This window comes from Pseudonocardia sp. ICBG1293 (assembly GCF_020131355.1).
Classification (GTDB): domain Bacteria; phylum Actinomycetota; class Actinomycetes; order Mycobacteriales; family Pseudonocardiaceae; genus Pseudonocardia.
The window spans coordinates 234,339-254,589 of sequence record NZ_JAHLEL010000040.1 but is presented as its reverse complement, the minus strand read 5'-3'; the positions used below and the strand labels follow the sequence as shown (position 1 = coordinate 254,589).

General features: G+C 73.2%; 19 protein-coding genes and 1 pseudogene. 15 read left to right on the top strand and 5 right to left on the bottom strand.

From position 1 onward, the window contains the following. The first annotated feature begins 32 nt into the window (after window positions 1-32). The 10 genes from pgsA (at window position 33) to KPF47_RS19400 (ending at window position 10,050) form a co-directional block, all read left to right on the top strand. The gene (gene pgsA / locus KPF47_RS19445) at window positions 33-647 is read left to right on the top strand and encodes a phosphatidylinositol phosphate synthase (RefSeq protein ID WP_224390162.1); all 615 of its coding nucleotides are present in this window, start codon (window positions 33-35) and stop codon (window positions 645-647) included. Then, window positions 640-1,530: a phosphatidylinositol mannoside acyltransferase gene (locus KPF47_RS19440; RefSeq protein ID WP_224390161.1), complete on the top strand. Its 891-nt coding sequence runs from the start codon at window positions 640-642 to the stop codon at window positions 1,528-1,530. Before pgsA ends, KPF47_RS19440 begins: the two co-directional genes overlap by 8 nt. Then, window positions 1,527-2,651, top strand: coding sequence for a glycosyltransferase family 4 protein (locus KPF47_RS19435; protein ID WP_224390160.1), 1,125 nt, complete (start codon window positions 1,527-1,529; stop codon window positions 2,649-2,651). Before KPF47_RS19440 ends, KPF47_RS19435 begins: the two co-directional genes overlap by 4 nt. Beyond that, window positions 2,648-3,235 carry an NUDIX hydrolase gene (locus KPF47_RS19430; RefSeq protein WP_224390159.1) on the top strand — a complete coding sequence of 196 codons (588 nt, stop codon included), beginning with the start codon at window positions 2,648-2,650 and terminating at the stop codon, window positions 3,233-3,235. Before KPF47_RS19435 ends, KPF47_RS19430 begins: the two co-directional genes overlap by 4 nt. A 16-nt stretch (window positions 3,236-3,251) precedes the next feature. After that, window positions 3,252-4,169, top strand: coding sequence for a pyridoxal 5'-phosphate synthase lyase subunit PdxS (gene pdxS, locus KPF47_RS19425; protein WP_062395727.1), 918 nt, complete (start codon window positions 3,252-3,254; stop codon window positions 4,167-4,169). A gap of 341 nt (window positions 4,170-4,510) precedes the next feature. Next, entirely contained in the window at window positions 4,511-5,299 is a 789-nt protein-coding gene (locus KPF47_RS19420; protein WP_224390158.1) for a hypothetical protein, read from the top strand. Then, complete coding sequence (locus KPF47_RS19415) at window positions 5,296-5,664, top strand: hypothetical protein (protein ID WP_224390157.1); 369 nt, start codon at window positions 5,296-5,298, stop codon at window positions 5,662-5,664. Before KPF47_RS19420 ends, KPF47_RS19415 begins: the two co-directional genes overlap by 4 nt. Before the next feature lie 158 nt (window positions 5,665-5,822). After that, complete coding sequence (locus tag KPF47_RS19410) at window positions 5,823-7,019, top strand: site-specific integrase (RefSeq protein ID WP_224387718.1); 1,197 nt, start codon at window positions 5,823-5,825, stop codon at window positions 7,017-7,019. Beyond that, entirely contained in the window at window positions 7,016-9,571 is a 2,556-nt protein-coding gene (locus KPF47_RS19405) for a site-specific integrase (protein ID WP_224387719.1), read from the top strand. Before KPF47_RS19410 ends, KPF47_RS19405 begins: the two co-directional genes overlap by 4 nt. Window positions 9,572-9,618: 47 nt before the next feature. Next, window positions 9,619-10,050 carry a glycoside hydrolase family 16 protein gene (locus KPF47_RS19400; protein WP_224390156.1) on the top strand — a complete coding sequence of 144 codons (432 nt, stop codon included), beginning with the start codon at window positions 9,619-9,621 and terminating at the stop codon, window positions 10,048-10,050. Here the strand turns inward: KPF47_RS19400 and KPF47_RS19395 are convergent, their stop codons facing one another. Then, window positions 10,051-10,611 (bottom strand): helix-turn-helix domain-containing protein, encoded by a 561-nt coding sequence (locus tag KPF47_RS19395; protein WP_224390155.1) that lies wholly within the window; start codon window positions 10,609-10,611, stop codon window positions 10,051-10,053. It abuts the gene before it with no gap. A 53-nt stretch (window positions 10,612-10,664) separates the two neighbouring features. Between KPF47_RS19395 and KPF47_RS19390 the strand changes: the two genes are divergently transcribed. From KPF47_RS19390 to KPF47_RS19380, 3 genes are read left to right on the top strand one after another with little or no spacing between them, the layout of a single operon-like run. Next, window positions 10,665-11,342, top strand: coding sequence for an AzlC family ABC transporter permease (locus KPF47_RS19390; RefSeq protein ID WP_224390154.1), 678 nt, complete (start codon window positions 10,665-10,667; stop codon window positions 11,340-11,342). Then, the gene (locus KPF47_RS19385) at window positions 11,339-11,647 is read left to right on the top strand and encodes an AzlD domain-containing protein (protein ID WP_224390153.1); all 309 of its coding nucleotides are present in this window, start codon (window positions 11,339-11,341) and stop codon (window positions 11,645-11,647) included. The genes KPF47_RS19390 and KPF47_RS19385 overlap by 4 nt, the downstream gene beginning before the upstream one ends. Window positions 11,648-11,700: 53 nt before the next feature. Further along, the gene (locus tag KPF47_RS19380) at window positions 11,701-13,164 is read left to right on the top strand and encodes a DUF2867 domain-containing protein (RefSeq protein WP_224390152.1); all 1,464 of its coding nucleotides are present in this window, start codon (window positions 11,701-11,703) and stop codon (window positions 13,162-13,164) included. A 167-nt stretch (window positions 13,165-13,331) separates the two neighbouring features. Here the strand turns inward: KPF47_RS19380 and KPF47_RS19375 are convergent, their stop codons facing one another. Genes KPF47_RS19375 through KPF47_RS19360 form a run of 4 tightly spaced genes read right to left on the bottom strand, consistent with a single transcriptional unit; the run spans window position 13,332 to window position 17,697 of the window. Beyond that, window positions 13,332-14,570: an ABC transporter ATP-binding protein gene (locus KPF47_RS19375; RefSeq protein ID WP_224390151.1), complete on the bottom strand. Its 1,239-nt coding sequence runs from the start codon at window positions 14,568-14,570 to the stop codon at window positions 13,332-13,334. Between the two features lie 33 nt (window positions 14,571-14,603). Then, complete coding sequence (locus KPF47_RS19370; RefSeq protein WP_224390150.1) at window positions 14,604-15,437, bottom strand: carbohydrate ABC transporter permease; 834 nt, start codon at window positions 15,435-15,437, stop codon at window positions 14,604-14,606. Beyond that, on the bottom strand, window positions 15,437-16,405 hold the full coding sequence (locus KPF47_RS19365; protein ID WP_224390149.1) for a carbohydrate ABC transporter permease: 969 nt from the start codon (window positions 16,403-16,405) through the stop codon (window positions 15,437-15,439). Before KPF47_RS19365 ends, KPF47_RS19370 begins: the two co-directional genes overlap by 1 nt. Then, window positions 16,402-17,697, bottom strand: a complete 1,296-nt coding sequence (locus KPF47_RS19360) for an extracellular solute-binding protein (RefSeq protein WP_224390148.1) — start codon at window positions 17,695-17,697, stop codon at window positions 16,402-16,404. The genes KPF47_RS19365 and KPF47_RS19360 overlap by 4 nt, the downstream gene beginning before the upstream one ends. On the opposite strand from KPF47_RS19360, the pseudogene KPF47_RS19355 reads away from it, so the two are divergent. Together KPF47_RS19355 and KPF47_RS19350 are read left to right on the top strand one after the other, a co-directional pair. Beyond that, window positions 17,613-18,949: pseudogene (locus KPF47_RS19355) on the top strand (LacI family DNA-binding transcriptional regulator). The gene KPF47_RS19360 and the pseudogene KPF47_RS19355 overlap by 85 nt on opposite strands. Next, window positions 18,950-20,227: a DUF4032 domain-containing protein gene (locus KPF47_RS19350; RefSeq protein ID WP_224390147.1), complete on the top strand. Its 1,278-nt coding sequence runs from the start codon at window positions 18,950-18,952 to the stop codon at window positions 20,225-20,227. Window positions 20,228-20,251 lie beyond the last annotated feature (24 nt).

Below are 20,251 nucleotides of genomic sequence, written 5' to 3'. Positions count from 1 at the left end.
CCGCCGTCCTGCACGGGAGCACGCAGCCACCGATGCTGAACCTGTTCGCCCGCGCGCACGTCAACCGGCTCACCGACCCCGTCGGGCGGGCCCTGATCGATCGCGGTGTCAGCCCGGACACCGTGACCGTGCTCGGCACGGTCGGGGCCGTCGTCTGCTCGCTGGCGTTCCTGCCGACCGGGTGGCTCGCCCTCGGCGCGGTGCTGGTGACGCTGTTCGTGCTGACCGACCTGATCGACGGCGCGATGGCCCGCGCCCGCGGCCACGGCACGCCGTTCGGGGCGGTGCTCGACTCCACCTGCGACCGGATCGTCGACGGTGCCCTGTTCGCCGGGCTCGCGTGGTGGGCGCTGACCGGCGGGGCCGAACCGCTCGCCGGCGCCGCCGCGCTGGTCGCCCTGGTCGGCGGCCAGATCGTGTCCTACGTCAAGGCCCGTGCCGAGTCGGTCGGGCTGACCGCCGAGGGCGGCCTCGTCGAGCGCGCCGAACGGCTCATCCTCGGCCTGGTCGGCGCGTTCCTGTCCGGGATCGGCGTGCCGTGGGCGCTGACCGTCACCCTCGTCGTGCTGGCGGTCGGGACGGCGGTGACCCTCGGCCAGCGGATCCTGGCGGTGCGGCACAGCTCCCGCGAGGCCCCGCGTGCCTGACCTGCCGGGACGCACCGGCGACACACTGGCCGCCGTCGGGTACGCGGCGGGCTGGGGGGTGGCCGGGCGGCTGCCCGCGGGCGTCGTCGGGCGGGTGTTCGACGCCAGCGCCGCGCTCGCGGTACGCCGCGACGGGCCCGGCGTACGACGCCTGCGGCACAACCTGCACCGGGCCCGTCCCGGTGCGACCCCCGCCGAGCTCGACGCGCTGGTCGCCGCGGGGATGCGCAGCTACGCCCGCTACTGGCGGGAGGCGTTCGCGCTGCCCCGGCTCGACCCGGCCGCGGTGCACGCCGCGATGGGGCCGCACGCCCACGGTGTCGTCGACGCGCTGGCGGCCGCCCGGTCCGGGCGTGGGGTCGTGTTCGCCCTCCCGCACGCCGGCAACTGGGACCTCGCGGGGCTCTACCTGCTGCGCGAGCTCGACCGGCTCGGGCTCGACCCGGTGCTGACCACCGTCGTGCAGCGGCTGCGTCCGGAGCCGTTGTTCCGCCGGTTCCTCGCCTACCGGCGCGCACTCGGGTTCGAGGTCGTGACCGCCGACGACCCCCGCACCGCACACCGGGCGCTGACCGGGCGGCTGCGCCGCGGCGGGGTCGTCTGCCTGGTCGCCGACCGCGACCTGTCCGGAACCGGGACCGAGGTGACCTTCCTCGGCGGGCCCGCCCGGCTGCCGTCCGGCCCGGCACGGCTGGCCCGGATCACCGGCGCCGCGCTGCACCCGGCCTACCCCTACTTCACCGACGACGCCTGGGGCGTCGAGGTCGGGGCCGCGGTCCCCGCCGGTCCCGGGGCGGTCCAGCACCTCGCCGACGCGTTCGGTGACATGATCGCCCGCCGCCCGTGGGACTGGCACATGCTGCAGCCGGTCGGCGCGGGATGAGGATCGGGATCGTCTGCCCGTACTCGCTCGAGGTCGCCGGGGGAGTGCAGCGCCACGTCCTGGACCTGGCCGCCGCGCTGCGCCGGCTCGGGCACGCCGTGGAGGTCCTCGCCCCGACGGCCGGTGCGGCACCGGAGTTCGTCACCTCGGCCGGGCGGGCCGTCGGGGTCCCCTACAACGGCTCCGTCGCCCGGGTCGCGTTCGGCCCGCTGACCCGCCACCGCACCCGGCGCTGGCTCACCACGCACGACGTCGACGTCCTGCACGTGCACGAGCCCACCGCCCCGTCGGTGTCGGCGCTGGCCCTGCTCGACGCCCGCGGGCCGGTCGTGGCCACGTTCCACACCTCCACCGAGCGGTCCCGGGTGCTGGCCGCGTTCGGCCCGGTGGCGCGCCCGCTGCTGGAGCGGGTCACGGCGCGGATCGCGGTGTCGGCGACCGCGCGCCGGGTACAGGTCGAGCACCTGGGCGGGGACGCCACCGAGATCCCCAACGGCGTCGACGTCGCCCGGTTCGCCCACGGCCCGGTGGTCGACCTGCCGCCCGCGGTGCGGGTCGGGTTCGTCGGCCGCTTCGACGAGCCCCGCAAGGGCATGCCGGTGCTGCTGGCCGCGCTGCACCGGGTCGTCGCCGTCCACCCGGAGGTACGGCTGCTCGTCGTCGGGCGCGGCGACGGTGACCGGCTGCGCCGCGCCGCGGGCCCCGAGCTGGCCGGCCGGATCGACCTGCTGGGCCCGGTCGACGAGGCGACCAAGGCCGCCGCGCTGCGGTCGGTCGCGGTGCTCTGCGCACCGCACCGCGGCGGCGAGAGCTTCGGGATGGTGCTGACCGAGGCGATGGCCGCGGGCGCCCCGGTGCTGGCCGCGGACCTCGAGTCCTTCCGTGCCGTGCTCGACGACGGTCGCGCGGGTGCCCTGTTCCCACCCGGCGACGAGGCCGCACTGGCCGCCGCGCTCGTCCGCCTGCTCGACGACGCCCCGGTCCGCGCCCGGCTCGCCGCCGCCGGCCGGGCCCGGGCCCGTCGGTACGACTGGCCGGTCGTCGCCGGGGACGTGCTGCGGGTGTACCGGGCCGCGATCGCCGGCGCACCACGTCCGCTGGTGCGCGGGGGCGCGCGGTGAGCACGGCCCTGGTCGCCGGCGTCGCGGCACCGGCGACGCTGCTGGTGGTGGCACTCACCCTGTGGTGCGTGACACGGGTGCGGCGCCTGCACCGGCTGCACGTGCGGGTCGACGCCGCCCGGGCCGGGCTCGCCACGGCGCTGGACACCCGGGCCCGGGCGGCGCTCGCCGTCGCCGACGCGCTGGGTCCGGCGGCCCCGCCGGACCTGCGCCGGGCCGCGCTCGTCGCCCGCGCGTTGCACGCACCGGCACCGGACGGGCGCGACCCGGCCGGTGCCCGCGCGGCCCGCGAGGCCGCGGAGAACGCCCTGACCAGGCAGCTCGCCGCCGTCGCGCGGGGGGTGGGGGACACTGCGACCGACGGCGACCTCGCCGACGCCGAGGCCCTGGTCGTGCTGGCCCGGCGCGTGCACAACGACGCCGTCCGCGACACCCGTGCCCTGCGCTCGCGATGGCTGGTGCGGACGCTGCGTCTGCACGGCACCGCACCGGAGCCGGTGTACTTCGAGATCGCCGATCCGGAACCGCCGCGTTCACCTGCGCGCCCTCACGTAGAATCGCCACGCAGTCCGACCGTCATGTGAGGAGCTCCGATCACCCGTGTCCGCAGCTGAGAACACCCCCGACACCGCCGGCCCGCAGCACGGCACCGCGCGGGTGAAGCGCGGGATGGCCGAGATGCTGAAGGGCGGCGTGATCATGGACGTCGTCACGCCGGATCAGGCCAAGATCGCCGAGGACGCCGGGGCCGTCGCCGTGATGGCCCTGGAGCGCGTCCCGGCCGACATCCGTGCCAACGGCGGCGTGGCCCGCATGTCGGACCCGGACATGATCACCGGCATCGTCGAGGCCGTGTCCATCCCGGTCATGGCCAAGGCCCGCATCGGCCACTTCGTCGAGGCCCGGGTCCTGCAGTCCCTCGGTGTCGACTACATCGACGAGTCCGAGGTCCTGACCCCGGCCGACGAGGCGCACCACATCGACAAGTGGGAGTTCACCGCGCCCTTCGTCTGCGGTGCCACCAACCTGGGTGAGGCCCTGCGCCGCATCTCCGAGGGCGCGGCCATGATCCGCTCCAAGGGCGAGGCCGGCACCGGCAACGTCGTCGAGGCCACCCGGCACATGCGCTCGATCCGCGCCGAGATCGGCCGGCTCGCCTCCCTCGACGCCGCCGAGCTCTACATCGCGGCCAAGGAGCTGCGCGCCCCGGTCGAGCTGGTCGCCGAGGTGGCCCGCACCGGCAAGCTCCCGGTCGTGCTGTTCACCGCCGGTGGCATCGCGACCCCGGCGGACGCGGCGATGATGATGCAGCTCGGTGCCGAGGGCGTGTTCGTCGGGTCGGGCATCTTCAAGTCCGGTGACCCGGCGCAGCGCGCGTCGGCGATCGTGAAGGCCACGACCTTCCACGACGACCCCGAGATGATCGCCAAGGTCTCCCGCGGCCTGGGCGAGGCCATGGTCGGCATCAACATCGCCGACATCCCCGAGGAGCAGCGCTACGCCGCTCGCGGTTGGTGAGCCTCCCGCTCCACCCCGAGAGCCCCGTCCGGCACGCCGGACGGGGCTCTCGTCGTTCCACCCACGCTCCGTGCCCGCCGCCGGGGTTCCGTGTGCGTGGCCACGGGTCCGAGCGCGTGCCACGCGTACGGACCCGTGTCACGACGGGCGGGACCGAGTGCGTGCCACGGTCCGGTGACCCGATCGGTCCCCCGGACGCGTGGAGTGTCCGTCCCGGCCACGCTCCGCGGTCGCTCGGTGGAGGGGTTGCCTACCCGATGTGGTGACACAGGTGCTCATGGTGACTCTGTGGCATCTAGCGTCCCGTGTGGATCAGGAGACCACTGTTACGGAGGAGCCTGATGGGACGCTCTATGAGGGTCGTGGCGATCGCCGCCGCGATGGTGATCAGCTTTCCGGCAGCGGCGTTCGCGGACACCGGGGCCGTTCGACCGGGTGCGACGACGACCGCGGACTGCCCCACGACGGGCGCCACCCCGCCCGGGGGAGCCGCTCCGGGTGGTCCGGCCACCGGTGGTGACGGAGGCGCCGGGTCGGGGAAGCCCGGCGCCTCCGCCGCCCCCGGATCCGAGGCGGACGGCCCGTCCGGGGACGACCGGGACGGCGAGCACGGCTCGTCCGGCGACAGGGCGGGGCACGACGACGGCTCGGGGGGCGGCGGTGACCCCGACGACTCCGGGTCGGGTGGGTCGGGGAGCGGCTCCGGCGGTGACCGGGGCTCCGGGGACGACGCGGGTTCCGGTGGCGACCAGGGTTCGGGCGGGGACTCGGGTTCGGGGGACGACCAGGGTTCGGGCGGGGACCAGGGCTCGGGCGGCGGCTCGGGCTCCGGAGACGACTCGGGTTCCGGTCAGGGTTCCGGGGGCGACTCGGGCTCGGGCGGCGACCCGGCTCCGTCCGCCGGCACGACCTCGACCGACGCGCCCCCCGGCACGCCCGGTGATGCCGCGACCACCCCGGCCGACGCCGCCTCCCCGGCACCCGGAACGGCTCCGTCCGCCGGGGCGACCCCCGCCCCCGCGGACTGCGCCGCCGGTGCCGCCCCTGCGGCCCCCGCGGCCCCCGCGGCCCCGCCTACCCGGGCGCGGCGACCACCGCCGCCGTCGAGCACAACTGGGGCGAGCCGGTGAAGGTCGACGACTTCGACGGCGACACCCTGACCGGGTGGAGCCCCTACGACGGCCCCGGCCACGGCGGTGAGGGGAAGCGCTCCCCGTCGGCGATCTCGGTGCGGGACGGCGTGCTCACCATCGCCGGCGACGCCGACGGCACCACCGGCGGCATGGCCTGGTCCGACAGTAGCCAGAAGTACGGCCGCTGGGAGGGCCGGGTCTGGGCACCCGCGTCGGACCCCTCGTACAACGCGCTGCTGCTGCTCTGGCCCACCGCGGAGAACTTCCCGGTGGGCGGCGAGATCGACTTCATGGAGATGACCGACCACACCCGGCAGAAGACCAAGGTATTGACCGCACAAGAGCTGGCCGCGGGCGAGTAGGGCGAATGCTCCTGAGCCGACAGCCGATAGGACTCCTTCCCTCAGCGAGGGAAGGAGTCCTTGAGGTGCCTGCACACAGGAGTAGTCCCGATCGGACCGGCGGGGACGGTCTGGGTCGGTGGGGACGGGTCGTAGCGGCGGATGATCTGCCGGGCTGGTTGGTCGTCGATCCGGATGGTGTTGCGGTCGAACCGATCGCGGAGTTCCTGCGGGATCTCGCCGCTCGGTGTAGTAGCCCGGGCAGTGTCCGCAGCTACGCCTACGCCCTGTTGCGGTGGTGGCGCTGGCTACACCGTGTCGATGTCGCCTGGGACCGCGCGACGGTCGCCGAGGTTCGGGACCTGGTGCTGTGGTTGTCGCAGGCCGACAAGCCCCGCCGGACCCCGCGGACCAGGTCGGCGTCCACGGTGGGGCGGACGAACACGGTCACGGGCAAGCCGTATTTGTCGGACTCCTACGCACCGCGCACGGTGCGCCACAGCAACGCGGTGATCCGCGCGTTCTACGAGTTCTGGATCGAGCAGGGCGAGGGGCCGCTGGTTAACCCGGTCGTGCTGGCCCGCTCGCGGGAGTCCGGTCGTACGAACGCCCATCACAACCCGCTGCGCCCGTTCCGTGGTGACGGCGCGTTGCGCCACAATCCGAAGGTTCCCCGTCAGCGCCCGCGGGCGTTGGCCGATGAGCACTGGGATGCGCTGTTCACCGAGCTGCGCAGTGACCGGGACCGGGCGATCACCTCGCTCGCGGTGTCCTCGGCCGCTCGCGCCGGTGAGCTGTTGGGGATGCGCCCGATCGATCTGGACTGGGGCGATCAGCGGATCCGGGTGGTCCGCAAGGGTTCGCGTGCTGAGCAGTGGCTTCCGGCCAGCAGCGAGTCCTTCGTCTGGCTGCGTCTCTACATGTCCGGCCTCGGCACGCCCGCGGCGGACGGGCCGCTGTGGTGGACGCTGCGTCCTTACCGGCGTCGCGGCGGCCCGGGAATGGACCGCCGGATCCCTGGTCCGGCCGGGGCCGGGCTGCGGCCGCTGACCTATCCGGCGATGCGGGCAGTCCTGCTGCGGGCGAACCGCGTGTTGGGCACGAACCACTGTTGGCACGATCTGCGCCACACCGCGGCGCTGCGGATGAGTCGCGACGAGGACCTGTCGATCCGTGATGTTCAGACCGTGCTCGGGCACGCTCACATCACCACGACCGCCGGCGTCTATCTCGTCGAGGACGACGACCGGGTGATCGCCCGGGTCGCCCAGCACCTGGCCTCCCGTGACTCCCGCACGCACGCGCCCGAGCCGGTCCCGGCGCAGGGCTACGACGCCGGCGCGCTGGCGATCCTGCTCGGTGGTGATCGTCGATGAGCACCACCACGACTCCCTCGCCGGCTCTGTCGACGCCGCCGAATGCCGAAGCGGCGGAACCGACTCTCGCCCGGTCATGGCGGCGGGACTGGACGAACCGGATCCCGGTCCCGGAGCTGGCGCGCTGCTGCCCCGGGCACCCGAACGGCCCCTGGGACACCACCGCCGCCGCACCACTGGTCCAGCGCTCTCAGCAGGCCGGGAGCTGGCCGGTGACCGCCCCCGACCAACGGCGGGGCCAGGGCGTCGGTCGCGGGGTCGAGAAGCTGCTGTCCTGGCTGGCGACCTTCCCGGGGCGGGGCTGGCAGGACCGGTGGCTCGCCGCGCGCGGCGATCACGACCACGTGGTCGACCAGCTCCTCGGTGCACCGCGGAGAGCCAAGAGCCTGGGACGAGCCCGCGCCGAGCTGAACTCCGGGCTGACCTGGCTGCTCGCGGCCCGAGTGGTCCGCCCCGACTACGTCCTGTTCGCCGGACACAAGCACCCGGCGTTGTTCACGATGTTCGGGCTCCTGCACGACACCGGCGATGACCAGACTGACCGGAGCGGCAGCGGCGCCGGGCAGGTGAGCTTTGCGCGCATCGGTGGCCTCGATGGCGCACCCTGCCAGGTCGAGGGGGTCACCGCGGTCCCGGCCACGCTGCTGCGGGCCCGCACCACTCTGATCAAGATCCTGCTCCACACCGGCAAGCCCGCTCTGGCCGATCTCACCGTCGACGATCTTCTCGAGGCCCGCGCCTGGGGCCTGGCGGCCGGGCATCCGGTCCGAGGGCTGTCGACGGCCTGGGATCTGCTGATGCGCATGGGCGTCCTCGACGACGGATCGAGCCTGGCCTCGGCGACTCGGCTCGGGCGCCCCAGCCCTGCGCAGCTGGTCGCCTACTACGGCGTCGCCAACCCGGTCGTCGCCGAGATCCTCACCCGCTACCTCACCGAGCGCGCACCGGCGCTGGACTTCGCCTCGCTACGCAATCTGGCCGCCGAGCTGGCCGGCCGGTTCTGGTCAGACATCGAGGTCCACCACCCGGAGCTGGGCGACCCCGGCCAGGGACTCGCGTTGCCCGAGCATGCCGCCCGCGCCTGGAAGCAGCGCCTGGCGACCCAGCCAGGCCGCAACGGCGCCACACTCAGCGCCACCAGCCGCTACTCGACCCTGATGACGGTTCGGGCGTTCTATCTCGACCTGGCCGACTGGGCCCAGACCGATCCCAGCTGGGCCGGCGCGGTCGCACCGTCACCGGTCCGGCGCGCCGACGTCGCCGGGTTCGACAAGGCCCGCGCCGAGGTCACCGCGCGGATCCATCAGCGCATCCGCGAACGGATGCCGAAGCTGCCCCGCCTGGTCGCTGCGGCCGAGGACCGGCTACGCGCCGAGCGAGCGCTGCTCGACGCAGCCCTGGCCGTTGGGATCGACGAGGAGCTCACCCACGACGGCCGCACCTACCGGCGGCGACTGCGCAGCCCTGCCGAGGCCGGAGCGTTCGCCGGGCGCGACCACACCGTGATCCTGCAGCGCCTCGACACCAACACCCGGATCAACCAGAGCCAAGCCGAGGACGACGCGTTCTGGGCCTGGGCGGTCATCGAAACCCTGCGTCACACCGGGATCCGCGTCGAGGAACTACTCGAGTTAACCCAGCTCGCGGTGATCTCCTACCGGCTGCCTTCCACCGGCGAGCTGGTCCCTCTGCTCCAGATCGTCCCGTCGAAGAGCAACGAGGAACGGCTGCTGCTGATCAGCCCGGAACTCACCGACGTCCTCGCCGCAATCATCACCCGGCTACGGCGCCTGACCGGAACTTCGACGATCCCGCTGGTCGCCCGCTACGACAGCTTCGAACGCGTCACCGGACCACCGCTGCCGCACCTGTTCCAGACACGACGCAACAGCGCCGTCCAGAACGTGTTCAGCTACCACTCCGTCCGCAAGCTGCTCGTCACGACCGCCCAGCGCGCCGGGATCACCAACCCCACCGGGCAGCCATTGCTGTTCACCGCCCACGACTTCCGCCGCATGTTCGTCACCGACGTGGTCAACAACGGACTCCCGATCCACATCGCAGCCCGCCTGCTCGGCCACCACTCAGTGACAACCACCCAGGCCTACCACGCCGTCTTCACCGACGACCTGATCCGTTCCTACCGCGGCTTCCTCGACCGGCGCCGAGCCGAACGCCCCCAGGCCGAATACCGCCAGCCCACCAACACCGAGTGGCGTGAGTTCGAGCAGCACTTCGAACGCCGCAAGCTCGAACTCGGCAACTGCGGACGCCCCTACGACAGCCCCTGCCAGCACGAACACGCCTGCATCCGCTGCCCAATGCTGCAGATCGACCCCCGCCAACACACCCGCCTGGCCGAGATCGCCCGCAACCTGAGTGACCGGATCACCGAAGCCCGAGCGAACGGCTGGCACGGCGAAGTCGAGGGCCTCCAGACCAGCCTCAACGCCGCCCGCACCAAGCTCGCCGGCCTCTCCCGCACCGCCCCGACCCCCGCACCGAAGATCACCGACCTCGGCCTGCCCGTCATCCGGGACAGACCCAGGTGACCTCACTCAAAACCCCGACCCCACGAACCAGCTGGAGGACAACCACCGTGAGCAAGTTCAGAAAAAACCTCTTCCTGCACTACGGCGAGGACAACTCCCAGGTCCAGGGCTCGGTCGACATCGACGCCACCCAGTGGCACAACTGGGCCGTGGAGTGGACGCCCGACGGCGTGACCGCGTTCGTCGACGGCAGGCAGTGGTGGCACACCGACGACACGTCGATCCTGCCGCCCGGCCCGATGCACCTGACCGTGCAGCTCGACTGGTTCCCGAAGGGCGGCGGTGAGGTGAAGCCGTCGGAGATGCAGGTCGACTGGGTCCGCCAGTACGCGCTGCCGGAGTCGGAGAAGGGCGGCGACGGCGGCGGTGACCGCGGCGGCCGGGACGAGGGTCTGCTCGACGGCCTGCTGCACCGCATCACCGAGGGCGGACCGGACCGTGAGCCGGGTTCGGCGACCCGTGGCGCCAGCGGGACCTGATCAGCGGTACTCCATGACGAGCACCGCGGTCGCACCCGGGGTGAGTGCCCGGTAGGAGTGCGGGCGGTCGGCCGGGAACGTCAGATGGTCGCCCGGGTCCAGCTCGACCTCCTCGCCGTCCGGCCCGACGACCCACCGGCCCGTCGACACCACCACGTGCTCGACGGTGCCGGGGGAGTGCGGCTCGGCCGCGCGGGGTGGCCCCGGCTCGCAGGTGGCCAGGTGCAGATCGCGGCGCGCCCCCGGCGGGCACGGGGACAGCAGCGCCCCGGTGTAGGCGGCCTCCTCCGACCGGATCGCGGGGCGTTCGGCGAACCGCACCACCCGTACCGGCGACGACGGCGGCTCCACCAGGGCGGCGAACGGCACCCCGGCGACGACGGCGATCGCCCACAGCGTCTCCACGCTCGGGTTCCCGGTTCCCGCCTCCAGCTGGGACAACGTCGACTTCGCGATCCCGGCCCGGCGGGCCAGCTCGGAGGAGGAGATCCCGAGACGCTCCCGCTCGCGGCGGATCGCGGCGGCGATCGAGGCCAGCGGCGGACCGGACGTTCGATCCATCGGCCACTCCGTTCGACTTGACGAACACTGGGGGTCCGTTCACTGTAGCGGGCATGCGTTCGACACAGCGAACGGCGCGCGGCGATGTCCGCGACGCCCTGACCATCGCGGTGGCCGTCGCCGTCGTCGGGGTCTCCTTCGGCGCGCTCGCGCCGGCCGCGGGGCTGTCCCCGGCCATGACGATGGCCATGTCGCTGCTGGTGTTCGCGGGCGGCGCCCAGCTGCTCGTCACCGGCGTGCTCGCCGCGGGCGGAGGGGTGTGGGCCGCGGTCGCGGCGGGGCTGATCCTGAACCTGCGTCACCTGCCCTTCGGCCTGGCGCTGGCCCGCCATCTGGGCGGGGGATGGCGGCGGTGGCCCGCGGCGCACGTCGTCACCGACGAGTCGACGGCGTTCGTACTGGCCCGCACCGACACCCCCGGACGGGGTCGGCGCGCGTTCCGCATCCTCGGCGTCGCGAAGTACCTCTGCTGGCAGCTCGACACCGCGGCCGGGCTGGTGCTCGGGGCGAGCGTGCCGGACCCGGCAGCGTTCGGGCTCGACGCCGCCTTCCCGGCCGCGCTGCTGGCCATGCTCGTCCCCATGCTGCGCCGGGTCGACGCCCGACGGGTCGGTGCGGCCGCCGCCACCGTGTCGCTGGCCTGCGCGCCGTTCCTGCCGGTGGGCCTGCCCGTGCTGGCAGGCCTGCTCGGCGTCGGCGCGGCCGGCCGGACGACGGGGGAGCAGTCGTGACCGTCGCCGCGCTGCTCGTCCTGGCCGGCGGGACCTACCTGATGCGCCTGCTGCCCCTGCTCCTGCACGACCGGGTCGCGTTGTCGGCCCGCACGGTCCGGCTCGTCGAGCTGGGCGCGGTCGGGCTGCTCGTCGCCCTCGTCGCCACCGGCACCTGGTTCGAGGGCGACGCCTTCGCCGGCTGGGCCCGCCCGGCCGGGGTCGCCGTGGCCGCCGGTGCGCTGGCCGTCCGGGTGCCGTTCGTGCTGGTCGTCGTGCTCGCCGCGGCGACCACGGCCGGTCTGCGGCTGGCCGGGATCCCCTGAGCCGGTCGTCACCCCGGCGCGCGCCGCGCGGCCGGGACCGCGAGGATCGCCCCATGCACGTGCTCGTCCTCGGCGCCACCGGCTACATCGGCTCCCGGCTCGTACCGCGTCTGCTCGACGCCGGCCACGACGTCCGGGTGCTCGCCCGCACCCCGGGCAAGCTCGCCGCACACCCGTGGGGCGACCGGGTGGACGCCGTCCGTGGCGACGCCCGGGACCCCGCCGACGTCCGTCGGTCCTGCGACGGTGTCGACGCCGTCGTCCACCTGGTGCACGCCATGGACGGACCCGGCTACGCCGACCGCGACCGGACCGCCGCACACGCCCTGGCCGACGGTGCCGCCGCGGCCGGCGTGCACCGCATCGTCTACCTGGGCGGGCTGCAGCCCGAGACCGGCACCCGGCGGGTGTCGCAGCACCTGTCCTCGCGCCGCGAGGTCGGCGACATCCTGCTCGCCGGTCCGGTCCCGGCCGCCGTGCTGCGGGCCGGGATCGTCGTCGGCACCGGCTCGGCCAGCTTCGAGATGATCCGGCACCTGACCGAGACCGCGATGGGCGGCCCGCTGGTCCTGCCGCTGCCCGACCGGGCCTGGAACCGGATCCAGCCGATCGCCGTCGACGACGTGCTGCACGACCTCGTGGGCTGCCTCGACCTGCCCGCCGCGGTGAACCGGGCGTTCGACGTCGGGGGACCCGACGTGCACACCTACCGCTCGCTGATGAGCGAGTTCGCCGCCGAGGCCGGCTTGCTGCGGCCGTTCCCGGTGCCCGTCCCGCTCTCCGCGCCGCGGCTCACCGCCCGCGCCGTCGCCGCGCTCACCCCGGTCGGCCGCGGCCTGGCCGAGCCGCTGGTCGAGTCGATGCGCCACGAGCTGGTGGCCGACCCCGACGATCTCGCCGCCCTCGACGCGCTCATCGGCACCCCGCCCGGCGGACGGACCCCGTACCGCACCGCCGTCCGACGCGCTCTCGACGGCGTCGGCGCGGCCGGCCCGGGGCCGGCCGACCCGCCCGGCAGCGGCCCGTTGGAGTGGTCCACGACCGACACCCACGACGTCGCCGCGCCCGCCCGCGCCGTGTGGCCGGTGATCGAGACGCTCGGCGGCCCGCACGGCTGGTACACCGTCCCGGGGGTCGCGACGCTGGCCGGTCATCTCGACGTCCTCGCCGGGGGTCCCGGTGTCGTCCCGCGTCGGCACGGCGACGGCCCGCCGCGCCTGCTCCCGGGCGAACCCCTGGGCCGGTGGACCGTCGAGGAGGTCGCACCGGGGCGCCGCCTGGTCCTGCGCGCGGCCGACCGGCTGCCCGGCGACGCCCGCCTGGAGCTCGCGGTCGTCCCCACCGGACGGCTGACCAGCCGCTACGCCCAGACCCTGCACTTCACCCCGCGCGGGCTCGCCGGACGGCTGGCCTGGCTCGCCGCCTACCCGTCGCAGCGCTTCGTGCTCGGCGTGATGGCCCGCACGCTCGCCGGCGTCGCCGAGACCCGCTACCGCCGCGACGTGCGCGCCCTCTGACCCCACGCACCTCACCCGCCTCCGCCCACCCACCCGGGCCCGCACCCGCACCCCGCACGCTCACGAGCGGGCCGTTCGTACGAACCTTTCGTACGAACGGCCCGCTCGTGCGACTCCGGGCGGTCCGGTGCGGCCCTGGGCGGTCCGGTGCGACCCCGGGCGGCGGGTCAGCCCTGGCCGCGGGCCTGGGCGACCTGCTCGGCGCGGTCCTCGGCCGCGATCCGGGTCAGCTCGGCGCCGGCGTCGGGGTCGCGGGTGAGGTTCTCGCCCGACTCCGGGTCGAACACGTGGATCTTGCGGGCGTCCAGCCAGAACTCGGCGTCACGGCCCTCACGGATCCGGCTGGTCGAGTCGATCGACACGATCGCCTGGGTACGCAGCTGGTCGACGTCGAGCTCCCGGGACAGCTCCTTGAGCTTGGTCTCGACCTCGGCCGGGGCCTCGTAGGGGATGTAGGCGTACTGCGAGTCGCCCAGCCACTCGGTCACGTCGACCTTCGCGGTGAAGGTCGACCCGACGTGGCGCTTGGCCTCGTCGACCAGGGAGGCGTCCTCGAAGTACTCCGGCCGGATGCCGACCAGCACGAGCTCGCGGCCGGCGACCTTCTCGGCGCGGGCGGCGTCGAGCTCGATCGGACCGAACGGCGTCTCCAGCTGGTTGCCGGCGACGGTCGCGGGCAGGAAGTTCATGGGCGGCGACCCGATGAAGCCGGCGACGAACAGGTTGACCGGCTGCTCGTAGAGCTCGCGTGGTGAGGCCACCTGCTGGATGACGCCCTTGCGCAGCACGCAGACGCGGTCGCCGAGGGTCATCGCCTCGGTCTGGTCGTGGGTGACGTAGACGGTGGTGATGCCGAGGCGGCGCTGCAGCCGGGCGATCTCGGTGCGCATCTGCCCGCGCAGCTTCGCGTCCAGGTTGGACAGCGGCTCGTCGAACAGGAAGGCGTCGGCGTCGCGGACGATGGCGCGGCCCATCGCGACCCGCTGGCGCTGGCCGCCGGACAGGTTCGCGGGCTTGCGCTGCAGGTGCTCGCCGAGCTCCAGGACCTTCGCCGCGTCCTCGACCTTCCGGTTCACCTCGTCCTCGGGGGCCTTGGCCAGGCGCAGCGGGAACGCGATGTTCTCGAAGACCGACAGGTGCGGGTAGAGCGCGTAGTTCTGGAACACCATCGACAGGTTCCGGTCGCGCGGTGCCTTGTCGTTGACGCGGTTGCCGGCGATGACCATGTCGCCGGAGGTGATGTCCTCCAGGCCGACGATCATCCGCAGCAGCGTCGACTTCCCGCAGCCGGACGGACCGACGAGGATCATGAACTCGCCGTCGGCGATGTCCATGCTCACGTCGTTCACGGCCGGGAAGCCGTCCCCGTAGGTCTTGACGATGTTCTTCATCTCGATCGACGCCATGGCCGGTCGGTTCCTCTCTCTGGGTACGGGGTGTCAGCCCTTGACGGCGCCGTTGGTGAGCCCCGCGACGATGCGCCGCTGGAACAGCAGCACGAGCACGACGACGGGGATGGTCACGATGACCGCGGCGGCGGCGATCGGGCCGTTGGGCGACTCGAACTGCGAGGCGCCGGAGAACAGGCCGAGCGCGGCCGGGACCGGGCGGGACGCACCGGTCGAGGTCAGCGAGATGCCGTAGGCGAAGTCGTTCCAGGCGATGAAGAACGCCAGGATCGCGGTGGTGAACACCCCCGGCGTCGCCAGCGGGACGATCACCTTGCGGAACGCCTGCCAGGTGGTGGCGCCGTCGACCTGGGCGGCCTGCTCCATCTCCCACGGGATCTCGCGGAAGAACGCCGACATGGTCCAGATCGACAGCGGCAGCGTCAGCGACAGGTAGGGGATGATCAGGCCGGGCCAGGTGTCGTAGAGCCCGATCTGGCGCCACAGGTTGAACAGCGGCGTGACGATCGAGATGACCGGGAAGATCGCCACCGCCAGCGCGGTCGACAGGATCAGCCGCTTGCCCCGGAAGTCGAGCCGGGCGATGGCGTAGGCGGCGAACATCGAGAGCACGCACGCCAGGAACGTGGCGATGATGCAGATGCCGAAGGAGTTGCGCAGGGCGGGCAGGAACAGCTCGGCCGCGTCACCGACCAGGATTTGTTCGTAGTTGCTCCACGACACCGACGTCGGCAGGAACTGCCTGTTGGCGATGTCGTCGCTCGACTTCAGCGACAGCGACACGATCCAGCCCACCGGGAACAGGGCGTAGACGACGATCGCGATGCCGGCGACGATCCACAGGACTCTCTCGCGGGTGGACATCACTTCTCCCCTCGGGCCTGGGACAGGTCGACCTTGAACCCCTTGATGAACCCGATGCAGATGATCACCACGGACAGGAACAGCAGCACCGACACCGCGGACCCGAGCCCGATCTCGACACGGGCGATGGTCTGGCGGTAGGCGAGGAACGACACCGTCTCGGTGTTGTTCGCGCCCGCGGTCATGACGAACACCGAGTCGAACACGCGGAACGCGTCCAGGGTCCGGAACAGCAGGGCGACCATGATCGCCGCCTTCATGTTCGGCAGCGTCACCTTCCACATCCGCTGCCACCAGCTCGCGCCGTCGACGCGGGCGGCCTCCTGCAGCACGTCGGGCACCTGGGCCAGACCCGCGAGCAGCAGCAGCGAGATGAACGGGGTCGTCTTCCAGATTTCGGCCAGGCAGATCACGAACAGCGACGAGCCGGCCGAGCCGAACCAGTCGGTGTCCGCGGAGACCCCGGGCAGCCAGCCGAACCAGGAGTTCACGAAGCCCGAGTCCAGGGAGAACGCGTACTGCCAGGCGAACGCGGACACGACGGTGATGACCGCGTAGGGGATCAGGATCGCCGCACGCAGGACCGGCCGGATCGCCTTGAGCGCGTTCATCATCACCAGCGCCAGCAGGAAGCCCAGCACGAGCTCGACCGCGACGGTGACCACGGTGATGAACACCGTGACGCCGAACGAGGTCCACCAGATCGAGTCGGTGAGGATGACCGCGTAGTTCTTCAGGCCGACGAAGGAGATGTTGTCCGGGTCGGTCAGCCGGTAGTCGAACAGCGAGTAGTAGACGGCCTGGACGATCGGGTACGCCGTCACCAGGAGCATGACCGCGAACGCCGGCCCGGCCAGGTACCAGCCGAGCTTCTGCTCGGCGCGGGCCCGGTCGCTGCCACCGCGCGGGGCGGGCGCCGCCCCGGCGGCTCCCCCGGGCCGCGTGGTCGTCGGCTGGGTCGCGGTCACAGCAGCTCCTCCTTGGCCAGGACCGCCTTGATCAGCGCGGCGGTCGCGGGGCCGACGGTGGGCGGGTCGATGCCCGCGGTCGGGTGGTAGGTGCGCTGGATCGACTCGGAGACCTCGCTGTAGTACGCCGTCTGCGGACGCGGCTTGGCCTGCTGCAGCGACTGGGCGATCACCGGGGCCATCGGGAACTTCTCGACGACGTCGGGGTCGGAGAACACCGAGATCCGTGCCGCCGGGTTGCCGTTGGTCAGGAAGTACTGCTTCTGGTTCTCGGTCGAGGTGATGCACTCGGTGGCCCGGTAGGCCAAATCGACGTGCCTGCTGAAGGCGCCGACGCCGAGGTTGATCCCGCCGTAGGGCGGCGCCGAGGGCCTGCCGGCCTCGGTCTGCGGGTAGAGCGCCCAGCCGAAGTCGTCCGGTGTGGACTGCGGGACGCTCCCGTCCTCGACGGCGCTGTTGACCTTGCCCCAGACGAACGGCCAGTTGACCTGGAACATCGCGTCACCGGACTGGAAGGCGTTGGAGTTCTCGTCCTCGGAGTTGGTCGAGAAACCGGGCCCGCCGACGGCCGAGACGGCCTTCATGATCTCGGCGGCCTTCGTCGCGGCGGGGGAGTCCAGCCCCAGCTGCACGCCCTCGGGGTCCTGCGGCGAGGCGTTGGTGACGATCTGCCCGCCGCCGCTCTCGACCAGCGCGTTCAGCCACACGGTCAGGGACTCGGCCCGGATGCCCTGCGCGGCGACGATCGAGTTCTTCTCCTGCGCGGTCGCCACGACCTGGTCCCAGGTGACCGGCTTCGACAGGTCCAGCCCGGTCCCTGCGACCTGGGACTTGCGGTACCAGAGCAGCTGGGTGTTCGCCCAGAACGGCACCGTGACCAGCCTGCCGTTCCAGCTGGCGCCCTCCTTCGCGGAGTTCACGATCCCCGTGGTGGTCCGCTGCGCGACGTCCTCGGGCACCGGGGCCAGGAACTTCGCCTCGGCGAACTCGGGGATGTAGGGCGGGTCGATGGACATGATGTCGATCGAGCTGTCGTTGGCGGCGAGCCGGCGGATCAGCTGCTGACGCTGCTCCGCGGACTGACGCGGCAGCACCGACACCGCGATCGAGTACTGCCCGTTCGACGCCGCCGAGCAGCGCTGGGCGATCTCGGCCTGCCCCCCGTCGTCGGGGTTGATGTACCAGTTGAGGACCGGCGGGCCCGCGGGTGCGCCTCCGCAGCCCGCCAGCAGGGCGAGGGCGACGGTGGCCGCACCGGCGGCCAGCGTCCTCCTCCACCGTGTGCGACGCATGGTCAACTCCGAACTCCCGTGTCCGATACCGCTGCTCCGCGAGGTCGCGCCTCGGCGACGTTGGAAGCGTTTCCAGCGGAGACTGTGGGCCTTTCACCCGGGAGTGTCAAGGCTCACAGCGACCGCGTCGTCCGGCGACGATCCTCACTGATCCACAGGCTTCGGTCCAGTGCGGTCGGATAACATCCCCTCTTGCAATCGCTTCCAGCTTTCGGCATACATGGGGCGTGCCCGAACCGGTCAACCTGGCCGACGTGGCCCGGCTGGCCAAGGTCTCACCGGCCACCGCGTCGCGTGCGCTCAGCGATCACCCCCACGTCGCCGCGGCCACCCGTGCCCGCGTCTGGGACGCCGCGCGCGCCCTGGAGTACGTGGTCAGCCCGGACGCGTCCGGGCTCGCGCGGGGGACCACCGGGCGGATCGCGGTCGTCGTGCCGCACCTGTCGCGCTGGTGGTTCGGCGCCGCGCTGGAAGGGCTGGCCGACGTGCTCCGCGGGGCCGGGCGCGACCTGCTGCTCTACCACCTGGGCGACGCCGCGGCCCGGCGCGCGTTCTTCGCCGAGCTGCCCGCCCGCCGGCGTGCCGACGCCGTCGTGCTGCTCGACGTCGACGTCGACGTCGCGGAGCGCGCCCGGCTGGAGCGGATCGGGGTCGGCATCGTGTCGGCGGGTACCCGGATCGGGCACCACCCCTCGGTGTCGATCGACGACGCCGTCGCCGGCCGGCAGGCCGTCGACCACCTGCTCCACCTCGGACACCGGAGGATCGGGATGATCGTGACCACCGACCCCGAGCTGGACCCGGGCCAGCCCGAGGGGCGCGCCGCGGCCTACCGGGCCGCACTCGCCGACGCCGGCGTCGCGCACGACCCGGCCCTGACGGTCACCGTGCCGTGGAGCCCGGAGGGCGGGGCGCGGGCGATGGGCGAGCTGCTCGGGCTCTCCGACCCCCCGACGGCGGTGTACGCCCACACCGACGAGGTGGCCCTCGGCGCGGTCGGCACCCTGCGCCGGGCCGGCCTCGCCGTGCCGGCGACGTGTCGGTCATCGGCATCGACGACCACCCGCTCGCCGTGCTCACCGACCTGTCCACCGTGGCCCAGCCCGCGGCGGAACAGGGCGCCGTCGCGGCCCGTACCGCACTCGCGATGCTGGCCGGCGAGCCGGTCGACCCGCTGGTCACCCTGCCGACCCGGCTGGTCATCCGCGGCTCCACCGCCCCACCCGCCCGCGGCGCGCGGGGGGTGTCCTGAATGGAGCCCGTAGCGCCGGAGCTGGTGCTGCGCGCACCCGGCCCCGAGCTGATCGCCCTGCCGTGGAACGAGCCGCTGGAACAGTGGGACGCGGCCCGGGTCCCGTTGCGGGACATGGAGGTGGGGCCCAGCAGGCACCTCGTGCGGTTCGTCGAGGCCGACGGCGCACTGTGGGCGCTCAAGGACATGCCGGAGCGGATCGCCCGCCGGGAGTACGACGTCCTGCGCCGCCTCGAGCACCAGTACCTGCCCGCCGTGCGCCCGGCCGGGCTGGTGAACCAGCCCGCGCACGACACCGCGATCCTGGTGACCCGCTACCTGGCCGGGTCCTGGCAGTACCGCAGGCTGTTCCTGCGGCTGCCGCCGAACCGCCCGCGCCACCGCGCCCGGCTGTTCGACGCGATGATCTCGCTGCTGGTCGAGCTGCACCGGCACGGCGTGTTCTGGGGCGACTGCTCGCTGAACAACACGCTGTTCACCCGCGACGGCCAGACCCTGCAGGCGTTCCTGGTCGACGCCGAGACCAGCGAGGTGCACCCGGACGGCCTGTCCGACGGCCAGCGCGAGCACGACGTGACGATCCTGGTGGAGAACGTCGCCGCCGGGATGATCGACCTCGCGATGTCGCTGGACCGGCCGCCGGAGCTGATGCCACAGCTGATCGACGAGGCCACCGCGCTGCCCGAGCGCTACCGGGAGCTGTGGGAGGCACTGCATCCCTCCCCGGTGTTCGCCTTCGGTGACCGCTACCGGGTCGAGGGCGCCATCCGCGAGCTCAACGACCTGGGCTTCGCGGTGGACGAGGTGTCGCTGCTCCCGGTCGGCGACGGCCGGTCGCGGCTGCACATCGCCGTGGGCGACCGCAACTACCACTCCGAGACCCTGCGCAGGCTGACCGGCGTCGCGGTGGGGGAGGGCCAGGCAAGGATCCTGCTCGGCGACCTCAACGCCCACCGCGACTGGATGCAGCGGCGCACCGGCCTCCCGGTCTCCGACCGCGCCGCCGCCCGCAGCTGGATCGAGCACTGTCTCGAGCCCGGCTCGGCCCGCGCGCACGCCGCCCTCGGCGGTGCCGGCGACCCCGTGCAGGCCTACTGCGACCTGCTGGAGGTGCGCTGGCTGCTGTCCGAGCGGAGCGGCGCCGACGTGGGGGACGAGGCCGCGCTGGCGGCGCTCGGGACCCGCGCCCCGACCGACTCGGCGGCGAAGATGGCCGTCGCCGACGCCCCCACCGGTCCGCTGCCGCGGATCCCCCCGGACGACGCCGGGGACCGGTGACGCGCGTCGTCACATCGTTGACGC